This is a genomic window from Micromonospora sp. NBC_01638 (assembly GCF_045209745.1).
In the GTDB taxonomy this organism is placed as follows: domain Bacteria; phylum Actinomycetota; class Actinomycetes; order Mycobacteriales; family Micromonosporaceae; genus Micromonospora.
Window position 1 is genome coordinate 1791648 of record NZ_CP109273.1, and the last position, 18952, is coordinate 1810599.

At 71.3% G+C, this 18952-nt stretch carries 15 protein-coding genes; 5 read left to right on the top strand and 10 right to left on the bottom strand.

Going from position 1 to position 18952, the window contains the following annotated elements:
- Positions 1 to 353: 353 nt before the first annotated feature.
- Positions 354 to 1619 carry a DUF4032 domain-containing protein gene (locus OG811_RS08490; RefSeq protein ID WP_406073174.1) on the bottom strand — a complete coding sequence of 422 codons (1266 nt, stop codon included), beginning with the start codon at positions 1617 to 1619 and terminating at the stop codon, positions 354 to 356.
- A gap of 77 nt (positions 1620 to 1696) precedes the next feature.
- Between OG811_RS08490 and OG811_RS08495 the strand changes: the two genes are divergently transcribed.
- Both OG811_RS08495 and OG811_RS08500 read left to right on the top strand, forming a co-directional pair.
- Complete coding sequence (locus OG811_RS08495; protein WP_406075599.1) at positions 1697 to 2434, top strand: phosphatase PAP2 family protein; 738 nt, start codon at positions 1697 to 1699, stop codon at positions 2432 to 2434.
- Between the two features lie 11 nt (positions 2435 to 2445).
- On the top strand, positions 2446 to 3684 hold the full coding sequence (locus tag OG811_RS08500) for an APC family permease (RefSeq protein ID WP_406073175.1): 1239 nt from the start codon (positions 2446 to 2448) through the stop codon (positions 3682 to 3684).
- A gap of 28 nt (positions 3685 to 3712) precedes the next feature.
- On the opposite strand, the gene OG811_RS08505 is transcribed toward OG811_RS08500, so the two are convergent.
- From OG811_RS08505 to OG811_RS08535, 7 genes are all read right to left on the bottom strand, one after another.
- The gene (locus OG811_RS08505; protein WP_406073177.1) at positions 3713 to 4468 is read right to left on the bottom strand and encodes an ABC transporter permease; all 756 of its coding nucleotides are present in this window, start codon (positions 4466 to 4468) and stop codon (positions 3713 to 3715) included.
- Positions 4469 to 4494: 26 nt separating this feature from the next.
- Positions 4495 to 5484: an ATP-binding cassette domain-containing protein gene (locus OG811_RS08510; RefSeq protein ID WP_406073179.1), complete on the bottom strand. Its 990-nt coding sequence runs from the start codon at positions 5482 to 5484 to the stop codon at positions 4495 to 4497.
- A 30-nt stretch (positions 5485 to 5514) separates the two neighbouring features.
- On the bottom strand, positions 5515 to 8385 hold the full coding sequence (locus tag OG811_RS08515; protein WP_406073181.1) for a BTAD domain-containing putative transcriptional regulator: 2871 nt from the start codon (positions 8383 to 8385) through the stop codon (positions 5515 to 5517).
- Between the two features lie 399 nt (positions 8386 to 8784).
- Positions 8785 to 9357 (bottom strand): suppressor of fused domain protein, encoded by a 573-nt coding sequence (locus OG811_RS08520; RefSeq protein WP_406073183.1) that lies wholly within the window; start codon positions 9355 to 9357, stop codon positions 8785 to 8787.
- Between the two features lie 9 nt (positions 9358 to 9366).
- Positions 9367 to 9585 (bottom strand): GH-E family nuclease, encoded by a 219-nt coding sequence (locus tag OG811_RS08525; protein WP_406073185.1) that lies wholly within the window; start codon positions 9583 to 9585, stop codon positions 9367 to 9369.
- Positions 9585 to 11450 carry an RHS repeat-associated core domain-containing protein gene (locus OG811_RS08530; RefSeq protein WP_406073187.1) on the bottom strand — a complete coding sequence of 622 codons (1866 nt, stop codon included), beginning with the start codon at positions 11448 to 11450 and terminating at the stop codon, positions 9585 to 9587. The genes OG811_RS08525 and OG811_RS08530 overlap by 1 nt, the downstream gene beginning before the upstream one ends.
- Positions 11451 to 11509: 59 nt before the next feature.
- A complete protein-coding gene (locus OG811_RS08535) occupies positions 11510 to 13495 on the bottom strand; it encodes an NAD-binding protein (protein WP_406073189.1) in 1986 nt (661 codons plus the stop codon).
- A 93-nt stretch (positions 13496 to 13588) separates the two neighbouring features.
- Here OG811_RS08535 and OG811_RS08540 point away from each other — a divergent pair, with 93 nt between their 5' ends.
- From OG811_RS08540 to OG811_RS08550, 3 genes are all read left to right on the top strand, one after another.
- Complete coding sequence (locus tag OG811_RS08540) at positions 13589 to 14077, top strand: MSMEG_6728 family protein (protein WP_406073191.1); 489 nt, start codon at positions 13589 to 13591, stop codon at positions 14075 to 14077.
- A 25-nt stretch (positions 14078 to 14102) separates the two neighbouring features.
- Positions 14103 to 15656 (top strand): FAD-dependent oxidoreductase, encoded by a 1554-nt coding sequence (locus OG811_RS08545; RefSeq protein WP_406073193.1) that lies wholly within the window; start codon positions 14103 to 14105, stop codon positions 15654 to 15656.
- Between the two features lie 329 nt (positions 15657 to 15985).
- Positions 15986 to 16429, top strand: coding sequence for an HNH endonuclease (locus OG811_RS08550; RefSeq protein WP_406073195.1), 444 nt, complete (start codon positions 15986 to 15988; stop codon positions 16427 to 16429).
- 70 nt (positions 16430 to 16499) lie between these two features.
- On the opposite strand, the gene OG811_RS08555 is transcribed toward OG811_RS08550, so the two are convergent.
- Both OG811_RS08555 and OG811_RS08560 read right to left on the bottom strand, forming a co-directional pair.
- On the bottom strand, positions 16500 to 17984 hold the full coding sequence (locus tag OG811_RS08555) for a protein kinase domain-containing protein (RefSeq protein ID WP_406073197.1): 1485 nt from the start codon (positions 17982 to 17984) through the stop codon (positions 16500 to 16502).
- 96 nt (positions 17985 to 18080) lie between these two features.
- On the bottom strand, positions 18081 to 18848 hold the full coding sequence (locus OG811_RS08560; protein WP_406073199.1) for an enoyl-CoA hydratase/isomerase family protein: 768 nt from the start codon (positions 18846 to 18848) through the stop codon (positions 18081 to 18083).
- Positions 18849 to 18952 lie beyond the last annotated feature (104 nt).

An 18952-nucleotide genomic window follows, 5' to 3' on the forward strand; every position in this document is an offset into this window, starting at 1 on the left:
GAAGCGTAGCCGACCGGTAGGCGGGGTGGGTCCAACTCCGCACGCTCGGTGTCGGCACATGGCCGCAGCCTGCCCACGTGTGGGGCAGCTCGACAGTGCACCTAGAGAGCCTTTGGAGCTGAATCGTTTACGACATCAGTCTCGTCACCGGCGTCCTCGTGCACCCGACATGACCAGATGACGAGCGCCTTAGCAACCCAGGAGCGCGGGCCCAGCCGAGCCGACCGACTCAACCGACCAGGGCTGAATCGTCTACGACATCAGCTCCAAAGGCAGCGGCCCAGATAGTCCGGTCGCCGAGCCGACGAGGCAACCGTATGAGCAAGCCGGACCCCGGACAACCAGGCTGGGTCTCAGCTCAGGCTGGGGACTTCCACGCCGAGGACGGCCTGCTCGTCGGGGCGGTGCACCAGCACGTCGGCCAGGTACGACTGGACCGCGTGGCGCATCCCGACGTCCCGGCCGGCCTGCTCGGAGAGCAGCCACTTGTGCTCGATGATCTGCGCGAACAGCTCCTGCGGCTCCAGCTTGCGGCGCAGATGCGCGGGAACGGCCCGGACCACCGGCTCGAAGACCTCGGTGAGCCAGCGGTGCGCGGCCTGCTGCTCATCGGTCAGGTCGCTCTCCGCCCGATAGGCGTCCAGGTCGTTGAGCAGCTTCCGCGCCTGGTTCTCCTCAGCGTCCAGACCGGTCAGCCGCAGCAGCCGCCGGGTGTGGTAACCGGCGTCGACAACCTTCGGACGGACCAGGAAACGACCATCGTCGATGGACGACATGGCCACCTCGGCCACGTCGAAGCCCAGCTCGTTGAGGCGGCGAATCCGACCCTCGATGTCGTGCCGGGCCTCCCGCTCGATGGCCTGCTCGTAGGTGATCTCGTGCCAGAGCCGCTCGTAGCGCTGCACGACCTCCTCGGAGACCACCTCCGGGTCGATGGACTCGTGCAGCAGGCCGGCGGCCTGCAGGTCCAACGCCTCGCCGAAGATGTTCACCCGGGCGATCTCCAGGTCCTCACCGCGCTGCCCGTTGGAGAGCGAGTTGTGCAACGCGCCCGTCTCCGCGTCCACCAGGTAGGCGGCGAAGGCGCCCGCGTCCCGGCGAAACAGCGTGTTCGACAGCGAGCAGTCGCCCCAGAAGAAGCCGGTCAGGTGCATCCGCACGATCAGAGCGGCGAGCGCGTCGAGCAGTCGGCTCATCGTCTCCGACCGCAGGGTGTGCGAGAAGAGCGCCCGGTACGGCAGCGAGAACTGCAGGTGCCGCGTGATCAACACCGATTCGAGGGGCTCCCCGTCCTCGGTCTGCCGGTCGGCGACGACCGCCACCGCCTCGACCGAGGGAAAGTCGATCCGCTCCAGGGCCCGGAGCAGGTCGTACTCCCGCTCGGCGATCCGCTCGCGAGTCTCCTTGAACGCGTAGACGTACTCACCGAGCCGGACGAACCGGACGATGTGTCGGGAGATGCCCTGCGGCAAGGCCACCAGATGTTGGGCAGGCCACTCCTCCAGCGGTGTCGACCAGGGCAGGTCGAGCAGCGCCGGGTCGACGAGGGCAGATGTGATCCGCACGGGCACAAGCATGACTGGTGCCCCCCGCATCCGCCTCTCATCGTGGCTGGGCACACAGCGCGGGACGCCACAGCCTCGCGTCGGGCCGGTAGCGTGGTCGCGTGCCCAAACCCACGGCGGTACGACGTGACCTGCGGCTACGGCCTGTCCGCCCGGCCGGCTGGTGGTTCGACGCGCTGCTGCTGGTCGGGTTGGTCGGGTTGACGGTGGCGCTCACCGCCGACCAGCTCTTCGGGCTGGACCGGGCGGTCGCCGACTGGGCCGACGGGCACCGCCCGACGGTCGCCTACTGGGTGGCCCGGGTGTTCAACCTGCTCGGCCAGGGCACCCCGCTGACCTTGATCGCCGCCGGGCTGGGCGTGTTGCTGGCCGTCCGGCTGCGGTCGGTGCGGCCGATCCTGCCGCCGGTGGTCGGGTTCGTGCTGACCTACCTGACGATCGGTCCGCTCAAGGTCTGGACGGCCCGGGCGGCACCGAGCGCCAGCGTCAAAGAGCCGTTCCTGACGCCCGAGCAGACCCTGCCGCTGTTCCACGACGACCTTCCAGTCCGATACGCCCAGTCCTACCCGTCGGGGCACGTCGCCAACGCCATCGTCTGGTACGGCGTCATCGCGCTGCTCCTCGCCCCGCTGGCCCTCAGCTTCGGCCGGCAACTGCCCGCCCGACTCGTCACCGTGATCCGCATCGTGCCGCCGCTGGTCGTCCTCACCACCACCACCTACCTGGGCTGGCACTGGCTGACCGACTCGGTGGCCGGGCTGCTCCTCGGGCTGCTGCTGGACCGGCTGCTGCACCGGGCGCCCTGGGATGATCTGCCACTCCCCGACCGGCTACGCGAATGGGACCGGCCGTTCACCTCGTACACCTAGGATTTTGGCCCATGGCTCAACTGGCGCGGCGGCTCGGCGTACCCGACGCGGTTGTCATCGGGTTGGGCTCGATGCTCGGCGCGGGCGTCTTCGTGGTCTTCGGGCCGGCCGCGGCGGCGGCCGGCGGCGCCGGCCTGCTGCCCGCGCTGGTGCTCGCCGGTTTCATCGCCTACTGCAACGCGACCAGCTCGGCGCGGCTGGCCGCCCGCTACCCGGAATCCGGCGGCACCTACGTCTACGGCCGGGAGCGCCTCGGGCCGTTCTCCGGGTTCCTGGCCGGCTGGGGCTTTGTTGTCGGCAAGACCGCGAGCTGCGCGGCGATGGCGTTGACCATCGGGGCGTACCTGTGGCCGGGACAGGCCCGGCTGGTCGCGGTCGGCGCGGTGCTCGCGGTGACCGCCGTGAACCTGCGCGGCATCGGCAAGACGGCCACCATGACCAGAGCGCTGGTCGCGCTGGTGCTCGTGGTGCTGACCCTGGTCGCGGTCGTCGGCGTGGCGGGCGGGCCGGTGCACCTGGATCGGCTGACCGACCCCGGCGGCTCCGCCCGGGGCGTGCTCACCGCCGCTGGGCTGCTCTTCTTCGCCTTCGCCGGGTACGCCCGGATCGCCACGCTCGGCGAGGAGGTTCGTGACCCACAGCGGACCATCCCCCGCGCGGTGCCGCTGGCGCTCGGGGTGGTGCTCGTGATCTACCTGGTGCTGGCCGTGATCACACTCGGCGTGCTCGGCGCCGACCGGCTGGCCGGTTCCGTCGCGCCCCTGGTCGACGTGGTGACCGCCGCCGGGCTGCCCGGCCTGGCCTGGGTGGTGCGCGCCGGGGCCACGATCGCGGTCACCGGGGTGCTGCTGTCCCTGGTCGCCGGAGTCGGCCGCACCACGCTCGCGATGGGCCGCCGCCGTGACCTGCCCGGTGCGCTGGCCGCCGTGCACCAGGTGCACCAGGTGCCGCACCGTGCCGAGCTGGCGGTCGCCGCCGTGGTGATCCTGGTGGTGCTGCTCGGTGACGTACGAAACGCGATCGGCTTCTCCAGCTGCACGGTGCTCGTCTACTACGCGATCACTAACGCGTCGGCGCTCACGCTGGGGCGGGAGCCTGGCCGGCGGCTGCCGGTCCAGGTGCTCGCCGGCCTGGGGCTGGTCGGCTGCCTGGTGCTCGCGGTCAACCTGCCGCTGGGCAGCACCCTCGCGGGCTTCGGCGTGCTCGCCGCTGGCGCCGCCGGGTACGCGCTGCGCTCCGCGCGCCGGTGACCTGAGCAGGCCACCGGCGACCAGGGGGTCAGCGACTCAGCCGCTGGTATCGACGCACCGCCAGCGGAGCGAACGTCGCGATCAGGAGCACCGGCCACACCACCGCCAACACCATCGCGTGCTCCGCGGGCCAGGAGTCGCCACCCAGGCCCGGGTTGCCGAACAGCTCGCGGATTGCCGCGACGGTGGCCGACAGCGGGTTCCACTCCGAAATCGCACCGATGAACGACGGCATGAGCTCAGGCGACACGAAGACATTGGAGATCGCGGTGAGCGGGAACGCCGCCGGGAAGACGATCACCCCGACCGTGTCCGGATTGCGAACCAGCAGCGCCAGGTAGATCCCGATCCAGGTGATCGCCACTCGCAGCAGCAGGAGGAGCCCGACGGCGAGCAAAGCTTTTCCGACGCCATGTCGCCACTGCCACCCGACGAGCAGGCCACAGACCAACAGGGTGGACATCTCCAGCAGGGCGCGGAGCAGGTCGGCCGCACTGCGGCCGGTCATCAGGGCGGACCGGGCCATCGGCATCGACCGGAACCGGTCGACGACACCTCGGCTGAGGTCCAGCGCCACGCCGGTCGCGGTGGCGCCAAGGCCATACAGCATCGTCATCACGAAGACCCCGGGCAGCAGAAACTCCCGATAGTTGCCGCCACCCGGCACCTGCATGCCACTGCCGAAGACATACCCGAAAACCAGGACGAACATGATCGGCAGCGAGAAGTAGAGAATCAACTCCTCCGGCCCGCGGATCACGTGGATCATGTTTCGCCTGGTCATCGTCCAACCATCGGCGATCGCTGCCGTCATGCCACGTCCGCCTTCCGGCCGGCGCCGACGGGCTGGCGGGCTTCGTCCGGCCGGTGCCCGGTCAGGTGCAGGAACGCCTCGTCCAGCGTCGCGCGCCGCAGGCCGATGTCCTCGACCACGATCCCCGCGTCGTCCAACGCCCGTACGACGTCGACCAGCCCGGCCACCCGGTCGGCCACCGGGACGCTGAGTCGCCGAACCTCCGGATCGCGCTCGGGCTCCAGCCCGCAGATCGACGCGACGATGCGGACAGCCTGGGTCAGGTCGGCCGCGTCGCGCACCACCACCTCGATCCGGTCACCGCCGGTCATCGACTTCAGCTCGTCCGGTGAGCCCTCGGCCACCACCCGCCCGGCGTCGATCACCGAGATCCGGTTGGCGAGCTGATCGGCCTCCTCCAGGTACTGCGTGGTGAGCAGCACCGTCGTCCCGTCCGTGACCAGGGCGCGGACCAGGTCCCACACCTGGTTGCGGCTGCGCGGGTCCAGGCCGGTCGTCGGCTCGTCGAGGAAGAGCACGCGCGGCGTGCGGATCAGGCTGGCGGCGAGATCCAGCCGACGGCGCATCCCACCCGAATACTCACCAGCGGACCGACCCGCCGCCTCGTCGAGCCCGAACCGGTCCAGCAGTTCGCCGGCTCGTTGGCGGGCTGCCCGTCGGCCGAGCCGGAACAACCGGCCGAACAACTCCAGGTTCTGCCGGCCACTGAGGGTCTCGTCGATTGCGGCGTACTGCCCGGTCAGGCCGATCCGGGCACGCACCTCGTGCGGCTGGCGCAGCACGTCGAACCCCGCCACGGTCGCCCTGCCGGTGTCGAAGCGCAGCAGTGTGGCAAGGATTCGTACGGCCGTCGTCTTCCCGGCGCCGTTCGGTCCCAGCAGTCCGTACACCGTGCCGGTCGGTACGGTCAGGTCAAACGTGTCCAGCGCGCGGGTTGGGCCGTACCGCTTGCCCAGACCCTCGGCGACCACCTCGAATGTCGTCATGCCCCCACGGTGCCGTCGGGCGCTGACGGGTCACGCACCGTCGGCTGACGGCGGCGCGCCAGGCCCGGCTTTCTCCGCTTCGGTGATCTGCTCGAGGACGAGCAAGATCTCCGTACGCGTGGCCTCGCCGACGTACCAGCCGGTGAGCCCGCCGGCCAACGCCTCGTCGCAGAACCGCCTCGCCTCGACGAGATCTCCGTGCAGCCGTGCCACCTGGGCGAGGCCGAGCCGGGCCGCAGCAACGAACTCCGGTGCACCGCTGCGCTGCGCGAGGAGCAGTGCAGCGGCGAAATCATCGCGCGCCCCGGCGAGGTCGCCGGTGCGCAGCCTGATCTCGCCCCGGGTACGCAACATGTCGGCCTGGTCGACGGCCGATCCGAGTTCCTCGGCAAATCCCATGGCCTGATCCATGTGAGCGCCCGCGGCCTCCGGATCACCCTGCCAGGCGGCGAGTTCACCGAGCGCACCGAGTGTGATCATGGATCCCCACCGGTCCCCGGCGCTTCGGAAGCCGTCAAGCGCGGTGACCAACGTGGTGTTGGCCCGGTCCCACTGGCCACCCCACATCTGCGCCGAGCCGCTTCCCATCGCGCCGAGCGCGTTGATCCACACATCCGGCCCGACCAGCCGCCGCAGCTCCCGCATCAGTTCGTCGATGTGCTCAGCTCCGCCGGACGGCGGCCCCGTCGAGATCCCCGACAGATACAGGAGGAACGGTTGTCGAGGCGGCCGTTCCAGGCTGCGGATCACGGACCCCTGCGTTCCGAGCGACGGCAGGTGGCCAGAACCGGCGAGCGAGGCGTTGTAGACGCAGAGGGCGAATTCCTCGACCAGACCCGGCGGCGCTTTGGCGCCGAGCACGTCGAGGACGTCGGCGGCGAACCGGGCCCCTTCCCCGCGCATGCCGCGCAGCCACCAGTAGAACGACAGGGCAGCGACCAACCCGGCGGCTTCGGACGCGTCACCAGCCGCGGTGGCACGGCGCAGCGCCGCATGCAGGTTGTCCCGCTCAGCGTCGAGCCGTCGCAACCAGTGCAACTGTTCCGCTCGCCGCAGGTGGTCGCTGGCGATCCAGGCGAACTCAAGGAAGTACGCCGCGTGGGCGCGGCGAAGTTGGTCGGCCTCGCCAGCCTCGGTAAGACGCTCGGCGCAGAAGGCGCGGACCGTCTCGAGCATCCGATAACGACCACCGGTCATTTCCACGAAGGACTTGTCGACCAGACCGGTCAGCGCGTCGACGAACTCGGCGGTGGGCAGGCCGGAGACTCGCCCGGCCGCCTCCAGCGTGGCACCGCCGGCGAAGACGGTCAGCCGGCGGGCCAGCCGCCGTTCGGCGTCGTCGAGCAGGTCCCAACTCCACTCGACCACGGCCCGGAGTGTGCGATGTCGCGGCGACGCGGCCCGGCTGCCCACCGAGAGCAGCCGGAACCGATCGTCGAGACGGGCGGCCACCTCGGCGACGGGCAGCGCCCGCAGCCGCGCGGCGGCCAGCTCGATCGCCAGCGGCAGGCCGTCGAGGCTACGGCAGATCCGCAGCACCACCTCGACGGTGGCCGGCGTGATGGTGAAGTCGGGCGCGACGTCGGCGGCCCGCTGGGCGAACAGCCTGACCGCGGCGTAGTCGTCGACGTCCAGCACCGACACGTCGGGCGGCGGCAGGGTGAGCCCGGACAATGGGCACAACGCCTCACCGGCCAGCCCGAGCGGCTCGCGACTGGTGGCCAGGACGCGCAGCGCCGGGCACGCGCTCAGCAGCCGTGCGGCCAGCCGGGCCGCGTCGGCGATGACATGCTCGCAGTTGTCGAGCACGAGCAGCAGCCGCCGCTCGGCCAGCGCCTCGACCAGCCGGTCGGTTGGATGGCGGCTCGGCTCGGCCGGGGCGCGCAGGCCCGCATCGCGCAGGCCGAGAGCGCTCAGCACCGCCTGCGGTACGTCCGCACCGTCGGCCAGACCGGCCAGCTCAACGAAGCGCACCTCGCCGTCGAGACGACCCGCAGCCTCGATCGCCAACCGCGTCTTGCCCGCTCCTCCAGGGCCGGTGAGCGTGATCAGCCTTCGCTCACCGAGCAACTCCCCAACGCGCTTGAGCTCCGCCTCCCGCCCGACGAACGTGGTGAGCTGGCTCGGCAGTGCCTGCTCGATTGTCCCGGGTTCGGCCGGGCGTTCCGCACCCCGCAGCACCGCCAGGTGAATCGCGGCCAGCGCGGCCGACGGGTCGACGCCGAGCTGTTCGGCCAGCGTGCGCCGGGCGTCCTCGAACTCAGCCAGTGCTTCGGCCGGCCGGCCCAGTGCGGACAGGGCACGCAGGAGTTGGCCCCGCGACCGCTCCCGCAACGGATGCGCGACGACCAACTCCCGTAGCTCCGCGACCAGTGCGGCGTGCGCGCCCAGCGCCAGGTCCGCCTCGATCCGATCCTCGATGGCGGCCAGCCGCAGCTCGTCCAGCCGAGCCGTTTGCGCGGGTGCGCCGGCCACGTCGATGACATCGGCCAGGGCGGGACCACGCCAGAGCTCCAGCGCCTCGCGCAACACCGTTGCCGCGCGGGGCCAGTCGCCGTCGGCGAGCGCGCGGCGCCCCGCCTCGGCGAGCCGCTCGAACCGGTACGCGTCGACGTCGTCGGGATCCACCGCCAGGCGATAACCGGCCGGGTGAAACTCGACCGGATTGTGCCCGGCGGGCAGAGCCTGACGCAGGCGCGACACCTGGGACTGAAGCGCGTTGGCCGCGCCCCGGGGCGGATGCTCGCCGTACAGGCCGTCGATCAGCCGCTCGGCGGAGACAACCCGGCCCGCGTCAAGCAGCAGGAGCGCCAGCAGGGCGCGCAGCCGCGGACCGCCCACGGGGATCTCGCGCCCGTCGGCCAGCAACACCTGAGTCGGCCCCAGGATGCGGAAACGCATGCCATGGATTGTCGCCCACTGCCGGCCGGTTCCTGCTGACCGATCCGCCGACCTTGCTCATCAGGAGGTCCCCGGAACTGCCGTCACCTCGGCCGACTGCTACTTCGCCCCGTCTGGGTGGTCCGCGCCGGGGCCAGGAGTCGGAGTGCTTCTGTCCCTGGTAGCCGAGTCGGCCGCACCACGCCCGCGATCACCGCCTCGACCGACCCGGCGCACTGGCCGCACCCGTTCGTGTGAAGTCGCGGTGGCGGTGCTGTTTAACCACAGCGATGGGCAGGGCCCGGCCGGCTGTCTGCGTGCCGACCGAACCCGGTCATGCTCTTCTCTCGACCCGTACGCATCTGGCATCTCCATCAGGACTTCGCGCCGCGCGTCCAACGCCATCAGCATCACGTATCACTAGGCGATCGCTTTTCGGTTCATGTCCATGAGATCAGGATCGTGCTTGAGCAACTCGCTCTCAAACTCGCTCCAACCGCGATCCGCCACGATTTGCGCTTCGCCGGACGTCACAGGGATCAACCATGCGATAGCCACCGGATCACCGTTCTCAACAATAACAGACTTGAAGTCCGCGTCGTAGTAAACGGGCAGCGCCGCGTACAGGCAGGTGAAACGGGAACCTCGGACGACGTCTTCCGGCAAAGGTGTGACGTCACCCCGAAGCACCGCCTCGCGGGTATCGAGACACCTCGACGCCACGTATTCCAGCGCGCGGGGGAACAGGCTGCTTGAAACGTCGTCAGGACCGTGCTCAGCGGCGATGAACTCCAAGAAGAGGTGCCCGTCGTGGCCAGGGTGGTGCAGCGGCACACGACTGAGCCCCACGGTGGCGTAGCCGGTGGTCTCCGTGAAGACACCACCGGCAAAGCACGCCACGTTGACGGTCGGCAGTCCTTCTCGCGGGGTCCCCTTCCAGCCATTGGTCAGCTGTCCCAGGCGCCGCTCGAGATGATCGATCAGTAAAGGCACTCCGGTACCCTACCCGTCCTGCCGATTACCGGCACCTCGGTTGCAAGGTATGCATTCTATTCGTACGTCCTTTTGATATTCGTCCAGGAAATCCTCGCGGCTGATGTTGGCGGGATAGGAACGATTCGTATGCGCGGCCGGGTAATGGCCCATGTCCCCGGCCGGCTGGCCTGCCGTCGGATTGCGGAACACCTCGCCCGCACAGTTCGGCCCCTGGCGCGGACACATCACTCCACCCGCAGATCCGGGTGTTCCGTTCGCCCAGGCTGCATTCGTCGTGTCTGCCCGCCAACTGCGGTCTTCGGGTCGAAGCTGTGCCGACGCCCGGCCGACGTCCGGCACCCTCCGCCCCCGCCACCGACCGAGATACCAGCGGCGGAACGGGCTCCACCGCCACCCTTGCGGCTCAACCCACCCAGCCCCGGCACCATGTTCTCCGCGGCCGCCCGCGGGTTGTAGGTGCCCGACGAGGCCAACTGCCCGACCGCGTCCTCGACACCATTCTCGGCCGCCTCGGTCGCCAGGCGGCCCACCAGACCGGTGCCGACCTTCTTCGCCACCGCCGCACCAACCCGCGCCGCGATCGCACCACCCGCACCGCCGATCAGCCCGGTGACCGCACCCGTACCCAGCGAGCCCAGCGCATCGCCGATGCTGTGGATGTCACCCTGCGCGGCGTCCTTCGCGAGGCTGATCAACGCCCCAGCGCCGGCCATGCAGGCGATCGCACCAACACCGGCCGTCACCGCCGTGCAGGCGATACCAGCGAGGATCGCGCCGCCGATCGCGGCGACCTCCAACAGGACGTCCTTGTGTTCCTTGACCCACTTCGTCGTCGCGTTGGCCGCGTCCCGCACGGCGGTAGTGGCCTTCTTGACCACCCGCTGCGCCTTGGCAGCGACCTTCTTACCGGCCTGCTTCAGTTTCGCCGCCGCCTGCTTGGCGCGTTTCTTGACCGCCGCCGCCTTCTTGGCGACGTATTTCCGGGCCTGGTCGAGCTTCTTCTTGACCGTCCGTTTGGCCTGGTTGTACTTCTTCTTGACCTGCTTCTTGACCTGGTTGTACTTCTTCTTGGCCTGGTGATACTTCTTCTTCACCGCGGCCTTGGCCCGCGAGGCCGTCTTCTTCACCGTGGACTTCGCGGCACTGTAGGTCGACGACGCGTACGAGTAGGCCGACGACGCGTACGACGAGGCGTACGAGTAAGCGGACGACGCGTACGAGCGGACGCTCGAGGTGACCGAGCTGACCGCACGGGAGAAGGACTTCTTCAGGCTGCCCAGGCCGAAGTGCCCGCTCGGGTCGGTGACGGTCAGCGGGTTCGCGTCGCCGTACTGGTAGCGGTTGGCGTTGATGGAGTCCGGCAGCGGGCTGTTGCTCGCCGTGTCCCGGGTGTCGAACTGCCCGGTGTCCGTGTTGTACCAGCGGGCGTGCATGTTGACCCGGTTGGTCAGCGCGTCCGTCCACTCCGACTGGTAGCCGAGCTGGCCGAGCAGGCCGCTGGTGTTGAGCGCCTTGCCCAGCGGGTCGTAGGTCACCGAGCCGGTCAGCGCCGTCCCGGTCGAGGTGAACTGCCCGACCACGTCGGAGTGCAGGTCCGTCCAGACCATCCGCTGGTTACCGCCCGCGGTGGTCCCGACCACCTCGCCGGACGCCCCCCGCACGTAGGTCGCGCCCGCGTCGGCCGCCAGGTCGTTCCCCAGACCGGTGTACGAGTGGCCGGGCCGGATCGCCCGCCCCAACCCGTCGTACGTGTAGGTCTGCGTACCGGCCGCCGACTGCTGCGACACGACCTGCCCGAAGGCGTCGGTGCCGGTGCTGTTGCCGCCAGCGTTGGCCAGGGTCCCCCGGGCGGTGTACGTGTAGGTGGCGCCGTCTGCGGTGAGCAGCCGGTTCCGCTGGTCGTAGGTGAACAGCTTGGAACCGTTCTGCACCCGGTTGCCGGACTTGTCGTAGGCGTAGGCCGTGGTGTTGGTGCCGTCGTTCCAGGACGTCAGCCGGTCGGCCAGGTCGTAGGTGTAGGTGTTCGCGGCCGGCAGCCGGATCCACGTCGATGGCCAGGTGGGTCCATGCTCCGGCCACCGCTGAGCCATTCACCCCGCCGCCACCGATCCAGGAGACGGTGCCCACCGGCCACGCCGGGTGGACCCCGTCAGCTCACCTCGCCGATCCCGTCACGCTGGCGGGTCAGCTCGAATTCGTCCGGTGGCCCGCCATGGGTTGCTGGGCGAGCGCCGACGGCGGGAGGAACGGGATGCGCCGCGCCGGGCGCGGAGGCGGCGACCTCCCAGTCCGCCGGCCCCGGCACCACAGTGGGCGCCACCGTTGGGGTGGGCTCCCCGCGGTGGACGGGCCCGGCTGGCCGAGGGACCGGGCCCGTGCGGGCAGGCGGGGCGCACTGCCGCGTCAGCCAGTCCAGGCCGCGGCGGCGGGCGACCACGGTCAGCCGGTCGCCCGCGAAGATCACCTGTCGGGGGTCGAGGTCCTTCCACCAGATGGTCTTGCCACCGCCGGCCGGGGTCCGGGCGATCAGCCGGACCTGCCCGTTCCGCGAGACGGCCTCCAACGGCCGGCCGTCGAGCCCGGAGCCGGCGGCGACCGGCACCTCGGCCACCGGCAGCGCGTGCCGGTCGACCGGGATCGTGGTGATCACCGCGCGTTCGGTGAGGGCGCCGATGAAGGCCGGAGCAGCCAGGTAGGAGACCGACCGGGAGACTCCTAGGGCGAATGCCTCCTCCACCCGTTCGGCGAAATCACCGTCGAAGAGCCGCAGCACCACCCGCAGGTCGCGACGGAGATCGCGGGCAGCGAGCGCTGCCTCCAGGTTGGCCACGTCGTCGGTGGACGCCACCACCAGCGCCTGACAGTCGGCCACCGACGCGGCGACCAGCGTCTCCGGCAGCGCGGCGTCACCGACGATCAGCGGCACCTCCAGTTGGCGGGCCAGAGCGGCGCCGCGCGGCTCCGGGTTCTTGTCGATCGCCACCACCTCGACGTCGTACTCGCGCAGCTGGGCCATCACCCGGGTCCCCACGTTGCCGAGCCCGATCACCACGACGTGCCCCATCCGGGCGGGCTGCGAGCGGCCGGTGTGCAGGGCCAGCCGCGCGTTGACGATGCCGTCCACCACCACGGCGGTGATCAGCGGGATCAGTGCCAGACCGGCGAGATTGAGCACCACCTGCATGATCTGCGCGCTGGCCGCCTTGTGCGTGTCCGGGTCCGCGCCGCTGAGCGTGGTGACCAGCGTCAGGTAGAGCGCCTCGGCCGGAGAGACACCCTCGGCCCGGGAGATCAACGCGCCGAGGACCGCGATCACCGCGAGCACCAGCATCACCGCGACGCCGATCTTGCGGGTGGCGAAGCCGCGTACCGCGCGCAGCAGCACCTCCATCGGGCGGCGCCGACGGCGGGCCCGGACCAGCCTGCGAGCGGCGACCTCGGTGCCCGGCGGCTGGCCGGTCGCCTCGGCCAGCACCAGGTCGGCGGGGACCGGCCCGTCCGGCAGCAACTCCACTCCCTGCTGCTCGGTGATGTGCGCCAACGCGCAGACGACGTCCTGCTCCCGGACGTCGGCCCGGCGGGCCACCCGCAGCGTCTTGTCCCGGTGCTGGAAGGAACTTGAGTCGACCTCGCCGAGCGCCGCGGCGACGAACGCCGGAGCGGCCATCTCGGCGTCGGAGAGCACCTCGACCGGCGCCTTGAGCAGCTTGCGGACCCCGTCGGCGAGGGTGCCGTTGAACATCCGCAGCACCTGACGGACCCGCTGGTCGACGGCCTGCGCGCAGAGGGCGGCGTACAGGTTGCCCACGTCGTCCTGGTGCAGCAGGGCCAACCCGGCCGCCCCGGCCAGGCCGGCGGCCTCGAAGGTGGCCACGTCCAGCCGATCCGAGCGGACCACCCGGAGCCCGCGAAGCCCGGCCACGTCCGGCCCGTTGCTGCGGTAGCGCTCCGGAACCACCACGGTCACCCGAGCACCGCCGTCCGGCAGGTCGGATTCGAGCATCGCCCGAGCCACGTAGTAGGCGAGCGCGTCCCGCCCGCAGATCACGTAGTGCGGACGCGGATCACCGGCGGACCGCAGGCGCCAGTTCCAATCGACCGCCCGTCGCGCCCGGTCCCGCCACGGCTCCGCCATGCCCGGATCGTAGCGAGCACGACCACGTCGGGCGACCCTGTCCGGATCATCCCCACCAGGCATGCCCGCCCGGGTGACGGGTAGAGCAGCGGCATGCAGACCTTCCTCCCGTACCCGGACTTCCTGGCCAGCGCCCGCACGCTGGACCAGAAGCGGCTGGGCAAGCAGCGGGTGGAGGCCATCCAGGTGCTGCGCGGGCTCACCCGACCGGGGTACGGCTGGCGCAACCACCCGGCGGTGCAGATGTGGGCCGGGTACGAGGAGGCGCTCACCCGCTACGGGCTGGACGTGTGCGCGGTCTGGACCGAGCCGGGGCGGGCCGACACCTGCGCCACCACGATGACCGTCGACCTCGCCGCCGCCTGCGGGGCCGGTGTCGTACGGACGCAGGACGAGCTGGCCCGGGCCGGTGAGCTGCCACCGTGGCTGGGCCGCGACGACCTGCACCTGAGCCACCGCTCGTCGCTGCTGCGCAAGGACCCGACGCACTACCGCCCCATTTTCGGGGACGACGTGCCGGGGGACCTGGAGTACGTCTGGCCCGGCTCGGACCGCACCCGCCGCTGCTTACCGCCCGACTAGCCGAAGGTGCGGCAGACTGGCGTCCATGGCGTTGTCGCAGGTGATGGGTCGGCTCATCGGCGTACGCCAACATCAGGTGGACCCGGGCGGCGGTGGCGCGGCTCGCGTGCCGCAACCGGCCACGGCGGTGGTGGTTGGCGGCGGCATCGCCGGCATGTCGGCGGCGGTGGTGCTGGCCGAGCGGGGTGTGGCGGTCACGGTGCTGGAGGCGGCACCGACGCTCGGCGGTCGACTTGGCGCCTGGCCGGAGGCGCTCGCCGACGGCAGCCAGCAGAACGAGCACGGCTTCCACGCGTTCTTCCGGCAGTACTACAACTGGCGGTCCATTCTCCGCCGGATCGACCCTGACCTGGGCTTCCTCAAGCCCATTCCGGGCTACCCGATCCTCAGTGCGCAGTGGCCGACCGAGGAGTTCGGCAAGCTGCCGCCCGCACCGCCGGCGAACCTGCTCGCGCTGCTGTTGCGCAGCCCCAGCCTGCGCCTGGGTGACCTGCGCCTGATGGACCGGGACGCCGCGCTGCCGCTGCTCAGCTACGACCCGGTACGCACCTACGCCGAGCTGGACGACGCCACCGCCGACGAGTTGCTGGCGTCGCTGCGGCTGCCGGACCGGGCGCGGGCCATGCTGTTCGAGGTCTTCTCGCACTCGTTCTTCAACCACGAGGCGGAGATGTCGGCTGCCGAGATGGTCGCCCAGTTCCATTTCTATCTGCTCGGCAACCCGGAAGGGCTGGCGTTCGACTGCCCGGACGAGGATTACGGCACGGCGATCTGGGAGCCGCTGACCCGGCACGTGGGGAAGCACGGCGGCCGGGTCCTCACCAGCTGTGGCGCGACCGGGGTGCGCCGCGACGCCGAGGGCTGGCGGGTGACGACCACCGACGGCGGCAGCCACCCGGCGGGCCACGTCGTGCTCGCCGTCGACCCGCCAGCGCTCGCTGCGCTGGTCGCGGCCTCCCCCGACCTGGCTGAGCAGGCACCGGAGCTGGCGGCGCGGATGCCCGCCTTCGGCACGCCCGGCCCGCCGTACGCGGTCGCGCGGTATTGGTGTGACGGGGACGTGGCCGCCGAGCGGGCGGTGTTCAGCGGTGTGTCCCGCCAGCCCACTCTGGACTCGGTGACGCTCTACCACCGGCTGGAGAACGAGCCGCGGCGCTGGGCGCGGCAGACCGGTGGGTCGGTCATCGAGCTGCACGCGTATGCCTGCGAGCCCGGCGTGCCGGCCGAGGAGCTGGCCGAGCGGATGCGCCGCGAGCTGGTCGAGCTCTGGCCGGAGGCCGGCGAGCTGCGGGTCCGCGAGCTGCGGGCCCGGGTGGAGGCGCAGGCGCCGGCGTTCACGCCGGGCAGCCACGCCTGGCGACCAGGGGTACGCACCGACGCGCCCGGCCTCTACCTGGCCGGCGACGGCATCGCCACGGACTTCCCCAGCGCGTTGATGGAACGCTCCGCGGCGACCGGCATCATCGCCGCGAACCACATCCTGCGCGCCGAGGGTGGTGCGGCCGAGCCGGTGCGCTCGATCCGGCCGCGTGGGCTGCTGGCCGGTCGCGGCGGGCCAAAGCGACAAAACACCAAATAAGCACCGGTACGCTTGATTGATCAACCGTCGATCGACCGCACCCGCCGTCAGCGTCGCGCCCGGGAGGCTGGCCGATCGAAATACGTTGCCCGCCCCTCCCGCATCGACCTACCGTGATCGCGCAAGGTCAACCACCGATGCGGGAGCACCTCATGACGATGTCGCACGTCACCACCGTGCCGTCGATGCTGCCCGGCGACGGTTGCCGAGCGGAAGGTCCCCGGGCGGGCCGGCCCGACTGACGCGTACCCGTACGCGCCGAGCCGCCCCGTCCGACAGCCGGACCGGGCGGCTCTTCGCTGTCCGTCACCATTGTGGAAGGAGTCCCGGTGGACGCCGTTCTCGTCGTCAACGCCGACCTCGGCCCGCTGCACCGGGTCACCGTTCAACACGCCGTGCGGATGCTCTGCCGCCAGGTGGCCGAGATCCACGAGGCCGAGCCGGACCGGGTGATCGGGGTCTTCCCGATGCCCCGGGTGGTGCGGCTGGTCCGCTACGTGGTCACCCGGTGGAGGTTCAGCTCCGGGCCCGCCTGGTCCCGCGCCGGCGTGCTGCGCCGCGACGGCCAGTGCTGCGCGTACTGCGGCGGCCCGGCCTTCACCATCGACCACATCCTGCCCCGCTCACGGGGCGGCCGGAACACCTGGCGGAACACCACCGCCGCCTGCTACGCCTGCAATCAGCGCAAGGGCGACCGGACCCCGGCAGAGGCGGGTATGCCGCTGCGCCGGGAGCCGGTGAACCCCGGCTGGGGGGCGCTGGCCGGGCGGTGACGGACCGGCCGGCGGGAACGGGGGGCCGCGTCCCGGGTACGTCCCGGGCGCGGCACCCGCCGGCCCCCGGTCAGACGGCGCGTTCCTTCACCTTCGGTTTCGGACTCCCGTTGGGGCAGTGCACCCGAATTTCGCTCCGGTACTCGGTGGACGTCAAGTCGACCTGGACCTGCTTCGCCGGGCCGGGGTCGTACGCCTCCGCCCGGTAGCCGGGCGCGAGCGTCACCGCGAGCACCTCGGCCAACTTGTCGACGCAGCGAACGGTGACCGTCCCGCCGCGCGCGTCCACCGGCACGCCGGAGGTAGGGGTGGGCGTCTGCGCGGCCCTGGTCGGGGTCGGTCCGGGCATGGTGGCGCTCGGGCCCGGGGTGGCGGTCCCGCCCGAACCGGTCCGGGAGTCGGGCGCAGTGTTCCTGGCCGACGGGACGGCGGACGGTCGAGCGTCGGCTGCGGTGAGCGGCTCCTCGGTGTGTGGCATCCCCACCGTGGTGGTGCCCGGCCCGATGCCGGTCGATGATGCACCGTGCGCCGGTCGACGATTGCTCGAGTCGCCGAGCGGCCCGGCCATCGCCATCGCGGCGATCACCGCACCGCTGACCGCCAGCATGGCCCGTCGCCGACGCCACGACCCTCGCCCGGGGGTAACGACACCACTCATCGACCCCATGGGATCGGCGGTCACGGCATCGGTCTGCTCGGCGGTGCCTGCCGCTGGTCGGACGAGGGTCCCACTGGCGACGGCCGTCGTGCTGGCGGCAGCGAGCAGGATGCGGGCCGCCTCGGCAGCCGGCGGCCGATCAGCGGGGTCCCGGGCCAGGCACCAGCGGTAGAGCCGGCGCACCTCGGGTGGCACGCCGTCGATCTGTGGCAGCGGATCTGGCAGCACCTGCGAGTGGGCACCGAGCGTCCCGGTCGGCGCCTCGGCACGCTTCGGCAGCCGCCCGGTGAGCACCCGGTGCAGGAGCAGGCCAAGGGCGTAGACGTCGCAGGCCGGCAGCACCTCGCCGGCCTCCAGTCGCTCCGGGGCCAGGTAGGCCGGCGTGCCCAACAGCCGCCCCTCGAAGTCGATCTCCGGCGCACCGATTGCCGCCGCGATGCCGAAGTCGAGCACCTTGGCGCCGGTGGGCGTGAGCATCACGTTGCCCGGCTTGATGTCGCGGTGCACCAACCCCTGGGCGTGCGCGGCAGTGAGCGCGGCGGCCACCTCGGCGCAGACCCGCAAACCCGCGCGGGGCGACAGCGGCCCGGCCACCAGCCGTTGTTCGAGGCTGTGACCGCCGAGCAACTCCATCACCACGAACGGGACCTGGGCACCGTCGACCAACGACTCGCCGAAGTCGTAGACGCTGGTGACGTGCGGGTGCGACAGCCGGGCCGCGGCCTTGGCCTCGCCCCCGATCCGCTGCCGAGCGTTAGCGTCCGAGGTGACGAGCACTTTCACCGCCACGTCCCGTTCGAGCACTTCGTCGTACGCCCGGTGCACCGCCGACATGCCGCCACTGCCGAGACGCTCCAGGACCCGGTAGCGGCCCGCAAGCAACTGATCACGCTGCACGATGGACAGCCTGCCGTACCGACCCGCCCCGAGACCACCCGGGATCGAGGTATTGCGATGAGTGGGACCGAACTGGCCGCAGAAAAACCGGCGCACTCAGTCGTCGGCCGTTGCCCGCCAGGCGAAGCGAGGCGTCCGGCACTCGCTGATCGCCGCGACCCCCTCCCGGGCCTCGCCGGTGGTCACCACCTTCCGGTGCCACCAGGCGATCCGCGCGGGCTCGGCCCGATCGTCAACGATTTCCTTCGCGGCGGCGACGCTCAGCGGCGACCGCTGGGCGATCGTCGCCGTGAGGTCGTCCACCCGCTCGGCGAGCCGGTCGGCCGGCAGCACCTCGTCGACCAGGCCGATCCGCAGGGCCCGCTCGGCGTCGATCAGCTCGGCGGTGAACAGCAGATGCTTGGCGGCGGACGGGCCGACCAGCCGGGCCAGCCGGCGCGTCGTCGGCGCCGGATAGACCAACCCGAGCCGGGCCGGCGGTACGCCGAAGCGGGCGTCGGCTGCGGCGATGCGTAGGTCGCAGGCGACCGCGAGCTGGGCGCCACCCCCGACGCACGCGCCGCGGATCGCCGCGACAGTCGGTTTGGCGAAGCGGGCCAGCCGTTCCTCGGCGGCCACCGCGATGCTGGCGTCACCGGCGTCCAGCAGCTCCGCCAGGTCGCCGAGGTCCGCACCCGCACAGAAGGCGTCGCCCGCACCGGTGAGCACCAATGCCCGTACGTTGGGGTCGGGTTCCAGCCGGTCGAGCAGTTCGGGGAGCTGACGCCACATGGCGGCGGTCATCGCGTTGCGCCGCGCCGGGTTGTGGATCACCACGGTCGCGACCGGTCCGGTCACCTCGACGGTCAACTCCGCGTCCGACACGTCCGCTCCTTCCCGCGCCACCCGTCCAACGCCGCCGATCTGGCCCGCCGACATCCTGCGCCAGTGGGGCGACCATAACGGCGCGAGCCCGGCGACCACCGTGA